This is a genomic window from Vibrio sp. MED222 (assembly GCF_000153005.1).
GTDB classification, from domain to species: domain Bacteria; phylum Pseudomonadota; class Gammaproteobacteria; order Enterobacterales; family Vibrionaceae; genus Vibrio; species Vibrio tasmaniensis_A.
This window is the reverse complement of the sequence record NZ_CH902607.1, coordinates 180,571-190,818: the sequence shown is the minus strand read 5'-3', so window position 1 is coordinate 190,818 and position 10,248 is coordinate 180,571. Positions and strand designations below refer to the sequence as shown.

Annotated in this window: 10 protein-coding genes; 4 read left to right on the top strand and 6 right to left on the bottom strand. The window is 41.3% G+C overall.

Annotated elements, in window-relative coordinates:
• Positions 1-414 (top strand): DUF2797 domain-containing protein (locus MED222_RS13890; RefSeq protein ID WP_009846472.1); only part of this gene is annotated, 414 nt, incomplete at its 5' end.
• Positions 415-584: 170 nt separating this feature from the next.
• On the opposite strand, the gene MED222_RS13895 is transcribed toward MED222_RS13890, so the two are convergent.
• Positions 585-1,835, bottom strand: a complete 1,251-nt coding sequence (locus tag MED222_RS13895) for a sensor domain-containing diguanylate cyclase (protein WP_442852142.1) — start codon at positions 1,833-1,835, stop codon at positions 585-587.
• A 247-nt stretch (positions 1,836-2,082) separates the two neighbouring features.
• Positions 2,083-2,967, bottom strand: a complete 885-nt coding sequence (locus tag MED222_RS13900; RefSeq protein WP_009846470.1) for a LysR family transcriptional regulator — start codon at positions 2,965-2,967, stop codon at positions 2,083-2,085.
• Between the two features lie 239 nt (positions 2,968-3,206).
• Between MED222_RS13900 and MED222_RS13905 the strand changes: the two genes are divergently transcribed.
• Positions 3,207-3,878, top strand: coding sequence for a type 1 glutamine amidotransferase domain-containing protein (locus tag MED222_RS13905; RefSeq protein ID WP_009846469.1), 672 nt, complete (start codon positions 3,207-3,209; stop codon positions 3,876-3,878).
• 193 nt (positions 3,879-4,071) lie between these two features.
• Here the strand turns inward: MED222_RS13905 and MED222_RS13910 are convergent, their stop codons facing one another.
• The 3 genes from MED222_RS13910 to MED222_RS22615 all read right to left on the bottom strand — a co-directional run bounded on the left by MED222_RS13910 (position 4,072) and on the right by MED222_RS22615 (position 6,896).
• Positions 4,072-5,307, bottom strand: coding sequence for a cysteine desulfurase-like protein (locus tag MED222_RS13910; protein ID WP_009846468.1), 1,236 nt, complete (start codon positions 5,305-5,307; stop codon positions 4,072-4,074).
• Positions 5,291-5,947 carry a 2OG-Fe dioxygenase family protein gene (locus MED222_RS13915; RefSeq protein WP_009846467.1) on the bottom strand — a complete coding sequence of 219 codons (657 nt, stop codon included), beginning with the start codon at positions 5,945-5,947 and terminating at the stop codon, positions 5,291-5,293. Before MED222_RS13915 ends, MED222_RS13910 begins: the two co-directional genes overlap by 17 nt.
• Positions 5,948-6,746: 799 nt before the next feature.
• Positions 6,747-6,896, bottom strand: coding sequence for a DNA circularization N-terminal domain-containing protein (locus MED222_RS22615; RefSeq protein WP_371727407.1), 150 nt, complete (start codon positions 6,894-6,896; stop codon positions 6,747-6,749).
• A 429-nt stretch (positions 6,897-7,325) separates the two neighbouring features.
• Here MED222_RS22615 and MED222_RS13920 point away from each other — a divergent pair, with 429 nt between their 5' ends.
• Together MED222_RS13920 and MED222_RS13925 are read left to right on the top strand one after the other, a co-directional pair.
• Entirely contained in the window at positions 7,326-8,690 is a 1,365-nt protein-coding gene (locus MED222_RS13920) for an MBOAT family O-acyltransferase (protein ID WP_009846464.1), read from the top strand.
• A gap of 14 nt (positions 8,691-8,704) precedes the next feature.
• Positions 8,705-9,793, top strand: coding sequence for an alginate O-acetyltransferase AlgX-related protein (locus MED222_RS13925; protein ID WP_009846463.1), 1,089 nt, complete (start codon positions 8,705-8,707; stop codon positions 9,791-9,793).
• 52 nt (positions 9,794-9,845) lie between these two features.
• Here the strand turns inward: MED222_RS13925 and MED222_RS22610 are convergent, their stop codons facing one another.
• Positions 9,846-9,938, bottom strand: a complete 93-nt coding sequence (locus tag MED222_RS22610; RefSeq protein WP_232281805.1) for a winged helix-turn-helix domain-containing protein — start codon at positions 9,936-9,938, stop codon at positions 9,846-9,848.
• Between the last annotated feature and the right edge of the window lie 310 nt (positions 9,939-10,248).

The following is a 10,248-nucleotide window of genomic DNA, read 5'->3' as shown; positions in this document are numbered from 1 at the left end:
ACTCAAGGCCTACCTATTTTGAAGGTAAAAACACGTCAGATCTCTGGCCTTATTGAAGTCGAATTAGCAAAACACATCGCCGATAAAACCAACTGGCGCACGCTGCTAAAAGGCGACGGTGACGATATGGAGTTGGTTGAAAAAGCCAAAGAACTATTGCCACTTGTAGAAGATAAGATTCAAGAGATCAGAGCGAAGTTTGGTGATGATGCTATCGAGGTGCTCAGTGAGAGCATTACTTCATTGAGCTACCCAGTTGAACAGCACCCTGTGAAAATTGTATCGCACAACTTTGATAAGAACCCTGAAGTGACGGGCGTACTTCAAGGCATTAAAGGTCAATACCTTATCCTAGATACTGGCGTGATTAACATCCGTAAATTTGGTTCTTACGAAGTGGAAGTGTCTGCCTAATTTATAGAACTTAAACGTTTCTTATAGTTAGAAGCGTTTCTTATAGTTAGAAGCGTTTCTTATAGTGAGAAGCGTTCAGTTAATAGCCAAAAACTAAAATGCCCTCAAGTGATGACTTGAGGGCATTTTTTGTTGTCGATTCTATTCGCTTTCGATGACGGTTTTAGGCGTTAAAGCGCGACTACATCTCCGTCTACACAATTCTTGCCATTGGCTTTCGCGCGATAAAGAGATTGGTCGGTTAAATTCACGAGTGCGTCAATAGTGACACCGTCTTCACACGCTCGGCTATCGCTGATTCCGATACTCACGCTAGAGTTAAAACGAATTTGTTCACCCACTTTGAACTCGACTTGATTGAACTGTTGGCGAATCTCTTCTGAAACTTCGAGAGCTGTTTCAAGAGACGTATTGGGGATAAATAGAATGAACTCTTCACCACCCCAACGGCCTGCTACTCCACCAACTTTCTCGGCATTACGCTTGGTTATGCTAGCTAAAGCACAAATTACCTCATCACCTACCATATGACCATAAGTGTCATTAATCGACTTGAAGTCATCGATATCTAGTAGCATACAGACAAGGTAGTTTTTAGAGAACATGTGCTCTCTTAACCATTCATAAATCGCCCTACGATTAAGCAGATCCGTCATTTCATCGTAATTCGCTTGGTGAACCAACTGCTTCTCCAACATCACCTTTTGAGTCACATCTTCGAGTACCACTTGAACGGCCCGCTGACCTTTCCAAGTAATTGCATTATCGTAAATATTAAAGAAGCGATGAACACCGTCAAAGCCAATGTTTTCAACCACGGTACTGGTTCCCGACAACTCACCCGACACGATCGCTTGATAGTGTTTATAGATGCCGTCGCTATTCTGCTGTGGCACTAAGTCAAGAATCGAATCCAGCGCTAAGACTTGATCTATGGAAGATCCACCTTGCAGTTTTACCCAGGATTGATTGACCATCAACGGTTTGAAATCTCGGTGAACCAAGATGCCCTGCTCTGATTGCATGATCATGTCGTGATACATCTTATCTTGCTCACGCACTGCATTTTGCAGCTGAATCGCAGGGGAAAGATCGATAACCGTGACTTGCAGTGCAGGTCTTCCCTGCCACTCCGTCACATGATCGATAGAAATCACAGTAAACTCTCGGCCATTGCGATCAACATTGGTATAGGTGTGAACCTGAGGATCTCGTTGACCACTGACCGTTTCGAGGTAATTTTGATAGGCTAAAACATGGTACTCTTCTGAGATGAGATCTAGAAAGCTATCGATATCAGAAAGTAGTTCTTCCGGTGATTGGTATCCATAGATGCGAGCATAGTTAGCGTCAACACTCACTACATTCATATCTTGAATCGTTATTACACCGTACGTGGATTCGAAATTTATTGAAGACATTGCCAACTCCGCATTCTCGCTACACTTCATAAGCCGAAGCATAACAACACATCCTGCCAACGCTTCCACACAATCTATCACGCGTTAGGGACATTAATATGATATCTAGTATATCGTACTGCTTTAGGCTTCTCTACAACTCAATCGTAAGCGTAAGTCATCAAAAGTAGACAAATAGCACCTTCTTATTACGCACATCAAAAAACAACAAGGATATTGTATAGCTATGTAAGCATTATCTATTCGGTTATTCATTCCAATCGGAAAAATAAGAAACTAAGAAGTCGATAGCCAGCCTTGCTCTCTGTGGAAGAAAGCGACGGTTTTGATATACGATCCAACTGCTTGTACCTGCTCCCCAATATTCTTCTAGCACTGGAACGAGCTTCCCATTGGCAAGACCGCCTTTGAAGCTGCTTTTGGGAAGATAAACAATGCCAAGCCCTCCTTCACAAGCTTTAAGTACCGCACTCGAGTTATTGCTTTTCCAACGCCCATGTACGCGCACCGCGTTTAACGGTTTTCCATCTTTCTCAAACAACCACTGATCACTGTTGGCAATAATACAGCTGTGCCACTTCAACTGTTCAGGCTGTGTTGGAGAACCGAATTGATCGATGTAGTTCTGACTCGCGGCCGCTGCCATTGGCCGATCCACCAGCTTCCTTGCCACCAAACCAGAATCATCTAACCGACCATAACGAATCGCGAAATCAATACCATCTTCAATAAAGTTAACCATATTGGTATTGAAGTTCATTTCGATAGTGAGATCAGGGTGGTCTTTGGCAAATTCCATCAGCGCCGCGGCAGCATGATTTTCAGCAAACGCACCCGCAGCACTCACGCGTAATGTACCGCTCAACTGAGCTTGTTGAGATGTGACTTGTTCATTCGCCTGTTGCAGCCCAATAACCAGATCTTTGCATTGCTGATAATACGTATGCCCAGACTCCGTCAAACTTACCATACGAGTGGATCGAGCCAGTAAAGCCACGCCTACCCGCTCTTCTAATCTCGATACTTGGCGGCTGACATGGCTGGTACTGCAACCAAGTTGTTTCGCGGCCGCAGAAAAGCCGTGACACTCCGCTACGGCAACAAATTCATTAATACCTTCAAAGCTATCCATACTTCACCTGTTAACGTCTAACGAATTCACATTCGACTAATTCACATCCGACTATTGCTATATAGCAATAATGTTTTGCCTATTCGGCATATTATCACTCAAATGGTTTACTACTAGTATTACAGGTAACGAAACAGCGGAATCTCAATTGAAAACTTTGGTTTTCTAAATAAAAACCACGATGCCTAAAGCAAAACAACGACGCTGAAACCAAACAAACGTGCTCAAAGGGACGAATCATGAAAAAAATACTAATACCTGTAACTAACCACGCAACACTAGGCGATACAGATCAAGCGAACGGTACTTACGCGCCTGAACTGACTCATGCACTGAAAGAGATCATTGCTGCGGGTTTTGAGTACGACATCGCGTCTATCAAGGGTGGTAAAGGCCCATTGTACGGAACCGATATTGAATGTGATTCAGTAAACGCCGAGATCCTGGCTGATGATGACTTCCAGAACCGCATTAATAACACGATTCCTGTAAGCCAAATTAACGTAGAAAGCTACGATGCTATCTTCTACCCAGGTGGTTTCGGTTTGCTTTCTGACTTAGCAACCGACGAGCAATTCGCAGCTATTACGGCTAAGCACTATGAAGATGGCGGTGTGATCGCATCAGTATGTCACGGCCCAGCAGCACTGCTTCCGATTGTCCTGAGCAACGGGGAGAAGTTACTGAGCTCTAAATCTGTGACTGGTTTTACACGTGAAGAAGAAATCGACTTTGGCACCATCAATGACATTCCGTTCTTATTGGAAGAATCTCTTGCTCGTAGCGCAGCGCGTTTCAACAAGGTTCAACCTTGGCATGAGCTTGTAATTGTTGATGAGCGAGTGATTACCGGCCAAAACCCAACCAGTGCTCACGCAGTAGGTGCAGCTCTCGTTAAGCAGTTGTCTTAGTTAAGTCATGGAGTTAATCGATTAACGGTTTTAGTCTTAGTAACCGTCCTAATAGAATAACTGCCGTTAAACAGATATAAGCTCAATCAAACAAAAAAGAGCATACTTCCTACTCAATATTATTGAGAGAAGTATGCTCTTTTCTAATTTTGTCGCTATTAAAGTACTAGTGACTTCTTGCTAATTACTCCAGCTAGTGGCTTCGCAAGATCCCTTCAAGCACATTAAACAACAAGTCGATCTCTTCAATCGAGTTGTAATGCATACAACCAATACGCACCACGCCCTGCTCTTCAATACCCAATTGCTTTACCAATCCTAGTGCGTAGAAGTGACCATTCCACACACAGATATTATGCTCACCCAACTTCTTGGCGATGAACTCTGGAGAATGGTTCTCAAAGGTAATCGCAAAGGTTGGGGTTCTTAGGTTCGAATCAAATTCGGTTTTTCCGTAAAGCTTTGCCCCTTCAAGATCGGACAAGCGTTTAAGGAAGTACTCACTGAGTTGGCTTTCATGCTTATTATACAGCGCGTAGCTTTGCTCTAAACGAGAACGCAATGAATCGGCTGGATCACCTAACTGCGCCAAGTAATCTACCGCCGCAATCACACCGGCAAGGCCTTCGAAGCTTTGCGTACCTGTCTCAAATCGACCTGGGCCGATATTGGTTGCAGGCTCAACCTTGTAAGGCTTTAACGTGTGTAGCCATTGAGGCGCAACATAAGCAATGCCCACATGCGGGCCGAAGAACTTATACGCTGAACACGCTAAGAAATCACAATTCAGTTGCTGAACATCAATCAAATGATGCGGTGCGTAATGCACGGCATCGACATAAACCTGCGCGCCATGCTGATGTGCAAGCTCAATAACTTTTGCCATGTCGACAATCGAGCCTGTCGTGTTCGAAGCAAACGTCACCGCGACAAGCTTGGTTTTCTCGTTAAGCAGCGATTCAAAATGCGCCATATTCAAACTGCAATCCGACTCGTCTACGCGAACTTGGCGAACAATCGCGCCTTTGTCGTCTGCCGCTTGCTGCCAGCTCGAAACATTCGAGTAATGATCTAACGCCGTGACGATAACTTCATCGCCCTCTTTCCAATCGCGGCTGATCGCTCGGCTAAGTTGGAAGGTCAACGATGTCATGTTCGCACCGAACACAACGTTGCCAGAAGATTCAGCATTAAGCAGTGCTTGCGCCGCTTCTCGCGCTTTCTGCATTAAGCTCGTCGTCTTTTGGCTAGAAAAATAGTGGCCGCCTAGGTTTGAATTGAAATGTCCTAGGTATTCGGTCATCGAAGCTAAAACATTTTCTGGCACCTGAGATCCACCTGGCCCATCAAAAAAGGTCACAGGCTTGCCGTTATGATATTGGCCTAAAGCACTAAACTGTTGGCGCACATCATTAAGAGTGAAGGACATTGCGCGCATCCTTAGCTGTTAGAACAAACACATCCATATAGCCCATCTCATCGTGGTCTATGGTGCGAATCGGTTGTGCATTGTGCCAAAGCTTACTGTCTGCCAGCATCGCAACCTCGCCATCGCCCAACACCTTTCTAAAGAATGGCGCTTCATGTGAATCTTGATACAGCATGATTTCACCGCCCACAATGTTGTGACGGTTCACACCGATCAAAGCGATATGGTCAAAACCATCTTGGTGGACACCTTCAGGGGCAACCTGAGTTTCTTCAAAAATAGCGGCAATGCGGATCTGATGAATTTCGATTTCTTGCCCGTCTTCAAGCCCGTTGGTTTCAATAAACAGTTCACACATCTCTTGCATGCCTTCGCTGCTTAGAATATTCGCTTCAATCGGCTCGAACTGACGAACAACATCACCTTGAAAGTGATTAATGTTTTCAGACTGAACAAAGTTATGTTTGTCTAGCTCAACGACTTGTCCATTACTGAATTCAACCACTGAGTACCTTCTCAATCGGAACTGGCCATCTGCATGCTCTGTGCTTGGTAGCTTAGAGAATGAAGGTGACAACTCCTTAACTGCATGGTTACTGAGGTGGGTAATATGTAGGGTATTTTCGTGAGCATGTAACATCATCGACTCCTTAATGATTGTTAATTAACTTTCGATATTTAACGTTTTATTTACATAAAGGATACTTGAAGATCTTGCCAAATCAACATTAAACAATCATTTATCCCGTCAGATTTAATAATTCAGACACTAAATCCAATCTAGAAATAAAAAGCAGTGTATAACACCAGAATAAAAGATGACCAACTCTTAAAACTAGCACACTCCACTAGCCAGTTATAAATACCTACAATTTAAATAATAACGATATTATTAACTAGAAAGACAAGTTTCATATTGTGTCGGCCCTTTCACTTCAATACGCCAGCCTCCTTGCATGAACTCAGGCACCACGGTTGCCACATTCATTTCTATGATTTGCACATCGAAATACGATCTACCTATCAGTTGCCAAACTATTGATTATTTACACAACAAACTGAAATTGGTTAATTTATCAGTAAGCCAGAAACCAAACGCCTTTGCTTACGCGTCTGGAACAGGTCGAGTTCGGGGGGAACTCGGCCGCCCTTAAATCAATTTGTGTTTTTTCGCTAGCATTACATTTAGGTATTCCACCTTAATTCCTTATCTTTTTAGTTCTTCAAATTTGTCGTTAAATGCGCTCAAGACACAATCTTAAATTTTATTTAACTCAGATACATCAACCCTTTCACTAGAAGAGTCTCTGGTTCTTGTAAAGCTCAATATAAAACGAGTCTATGCTTTAGTGCGAACACTCGTGTAGTAAATATGGTGATATGTTAAGGCTAATAAAATTTTTGTTCACAGTATGTTGATACTTCGGATTGCATCATTGCTAACCTAAGCCAAGAATAGTAAATTCGCGATCAGGTTTAGGCTCGACATCAAAGTTATTTATGAGGGCATTAACATCGACTAGATAAGTGGAACCAACAAACACCGCTTCAATCGTGTAGGTACGAGCTTTTGTTCCTATAACTTTAATGTGTGGTAATCGCTTACCACCATCAAAAAAGGTCGAGAGGATGTTGAGATTATGCCCGCTCCATATAGCGTACCTGGACTGTTATTTGCACGTCAAAAATCCACTAACTACAGAAAAATAAAAATTAGGCAATGACAATAAAATTAGTTATGGAATTGGACGCTCAGGCCCTGTTCGCACTCCACACCAAAATCATGCGATCTTAGAACCGCGTTTCATTCTGGTGGTTGATTTAGAGATCGTCCGAGAACGTTTATATACAAAAAATTAAAGACGTACAGCTCAAGTAGTGTATCATTCCCAGTTCGATTATCACCTTGTAACGTCCCTATGCTATTCAGTTCTATAAATTTCATATTCATCTTTTTACCCATCTGCTTTTGTATATATTTCATACTAGCAAAGTATCGACTATATACTTGTGCGAAGATGTGGTTAGTGGTTGCTAGTCTTATATTTTATGCTAGATGGGAGCCATCCTACCTTCCCATAATTCTCGGCTCGTTGGCATTCAACTTTGCTTTAGGAAGTCATCTAATCAAGAAAGATAAAGGCATTAAAAAGTCGTCTCTTTTGGCTTTTGGAGTGATAACAAACATAGCTTTACTTGGCTACTTTAAGTACACCAACTTTATTATTGGGAATGTGAATTTATTATTATCCCAGCCATTGGAAAATACTAACATCGCTCTTCCACTCGCTATTAGTTTTTTCACATTTCAGCAAATAGCGTACTTAGTTGACAGCTACAGAAAAGAAACTAAAGAATATGACCTCTTGAACTACTCGCTATTTGTGACTTTTTTCCCACAATTAATTGCGGGTCCGATAGTTCATCATAAAGAAATGATGCCGCAATTTAATTCAAAATGGAATCTTGCTCCTAGAAGAAAAAACATCTCGCTTGGTTTATTTATATTTTCTATCGGCTTATTTAAGAAAATTGCCATAGCTGATACATTTTCTATATGGGCTGATGCAGGGTTCTATAACTCCGCGACATTATCATTCTACGAAGCTTGGCTAACGAGCTTGAGCTACTCTTTTCAGTTGTACTTTGACTTCAGTGGTTACTGCGATATGGCGATGGGTGCTGCGTTGCTATTTAATATAAAGCTACCAATCAACTTTAACTCGCCTTATAAATCATTAGATATCCAAGACTTTTGGCGTAGATGGCACATAACATTAGGAAGGTTCCTTAAGGATTACATTTACATCCCTCTTGGTGGGAGTAAGAAAAAAGAACTAACGACTTACAGCAACCTTTTCATTACATTTCTAATTGGTGGGTTATGGCATGGTGCTAGCTGGATGTTTGTTATCTGGGGAGCGTTACATGGCATGGCTCTCGTATTGCACAGAATATGGAAATCTGTTGGCGGAAACATGCCAACATGGTTAGCTTGGCTGACAACGTTTATATTCATCAATATGACATGGGTCTTTTTTAGGGCGGAAAACCTTACAACCGCCGTAAACCTATTATCTAGTATGATCGGGCTCAATCTAATCGACAAACCAATAGAGGGAATACCTTCTAACAAATTGTCATGGATTGGCACTAATTTTGACCTTCTATTTGGTATTCTTCCTAATATGGTAGCCGTAAATGCAATCCCATTCTCTACCATCTCTTTTTCTTTTTATCTATTGTCTAAAACTAATTCATATGAATTGATACAAAGAGGTGTTGGGATCGGAAAAATGATTTCAGCGGCCTTTTTGTTTGCAGCATCCATTTACATTATCAGAAGCTCATCTTCAAGTGTGTTTCTATATTTCAACTTTTAATAAGGAAAATCTCATTGAACAATAGAGTCAACATTAAAATATTTTTCTTATTAATCAGTGTTATTTTATCAATACTGCCGATTGTAAATATTTTTTCAGGTGGATTTACAAAGGAAAATCTAACTAATACAAAGTTCCTTTATTCACTTGATGTTATTGAAGGGAAAATAAACCCATATTTAGTTCCTCTAGGGGTAAGCATCAAACCTAACTCCGTTGTTGTTGGGAAAGATGGGTGGTTCTTTTTAGGCGATGACCACCAAAAAACAATTTCAGCTTACCGTACAGGCTTTCAAACTGTAGAAGTTCAGGAACGCTCATCAGTAATCATAGAATCACAGACACTCTGGAAAAAGTACTTTCAAAAGAACGGTGTTACAGACTATAAAATATTAGTCGGGCCAAATAAGAGTACAATTTACAACGAATATCTACCTCTATGGGCAAAAACCAGTAGCGAATCGATATCGCATACGCTGTATGACAATGATATCTACATCGACATCAGGCATACAATATCTGACGTTATAAATACTCAAGATTTATACTACAAGACTGATACGCATTGGAATTATTACGGTGCGGGAGTTGCTTTCAATGAGTTTATGTTACGAATCAATAATGAAGGCCTAGTTTTACCTCCTCTTAATTGGAGTAATGTCATACGGAATGATTCATATATCCATGGTGACCTTACAAGATTTCTCCGAGTTGGCAGTCTATATTCTGATCCTAATCCAATAACAGAAGCAAACAATTTACAGTTAAGTCATATCATAAGTGATTACAACAAAGATTCGGTGGTATACAAAGGCACAGCACCATTATATGGGCATAGGGATGACCTGTACTTAATCACAACACCAAAGGCACTCAATAACAAAAAAGTATTATGGTTAAGTGATTCATACGGGAACGCTTTAGCTCCTTATATGACAGCTACCTTTAGCCATATCTTGAAGCAAAACTGGAGTAAACTTTTAGGTACACAAGCGCTCGAACAGTTAATTCAAGAATGGAAACCGGATTACGTTTTTGTCACAGTTGTTGAACGCTATTCACTTGATGATTTATTCCAAGCACCTCCACCAATACAACCGTAACCAATATTGACTGGTACTTTCACAAGCCCCACTTGTGGAAGTACCAGTCAAATCAACTTGAAGGTGATGGTTTGAGCACTTCATAAGCCTCAATAAATGCTTTCTGTTTATTTTCATCAAGCTTATGAGGCACGCCTTTCGGCATTTTGTAACTGATACCATTTATTCATCCCGACAACACTATATTGCACGCGATAAGCAGTTAAAACATGAGCAATAATCTTCTACGTATGATGATATGTACCCACGGTTAGGTGTCAAATCAAGCTTTGGGGTTGTTGCTCAGATAAGTAACTTCTTGAACCACCATTTTTAGGCTTGAGCTTCTTCGATAGTGAATTGTCTTTGAGATGCTGTCTAACCGTTGTTTCATGGGTAAGCAGTGCATCGGCAATTCCTTCAGGACTCTAACCGTTACTAGCATTGAATACAGCTTTGATACCATCGCGAGTTGT

What these genes read in the sequence shown, in the direction of transcription:
- MED222_RS13895 (WP_442852142.1), bottom strand. Translation starts at nt 1,835, where the DNA reads ATGTCTTCAATAAATTTCGAATCCACGTACGGTGTAATAACGATTCAA.
- MED222_RS13900 (WP_009846470.1), bottom strand. Translation starts at nt 2,967, where the DNA reads ATGGATAGCTTTGAAGGTATTAATGAATTTGTTGCCGTAGCGGAGTGT.
- MED222_RS13905 (WP_009846469.1), top strand. Translation starts at nt 3,207, where the DNA reads ATGAAAAAAATACTAATACCTGTAACTAACCACGCAACACTAGGCGAT.
- MED222_RS13910 (WP_009846468.1), bottom strand. Translation starts at nt 5,307, where the DNA reads ATGTCCTTCACTCTTAATGATGTGCGCCAACAGTTTAGTGCTTTAGGC.
- MED222_RS13915 (WP_009846467.1), bottom strand. Translation starts at nt 5,947, where the DNA reads ATGTTACATGCTCACGAAAATACCCTACATATTACCCACCTCAGTAAC.
- MED222_RS13920 (WP_009846464.1), top strand. Translation starts at nt 7,326, where the DNA reads ATGTGGTTAGTGGTTGCTAGTCTTATATTTTATGCTAGATGGGAGCCA.
- MED222_RS22610 (WP_232281805.1), bottom strand. Translation starts at nt 9,938, where the DNA reads ATGCCGAAAGGCGTGCCTCATAAGCTTGATGAAAATAAACAGAAAGCA.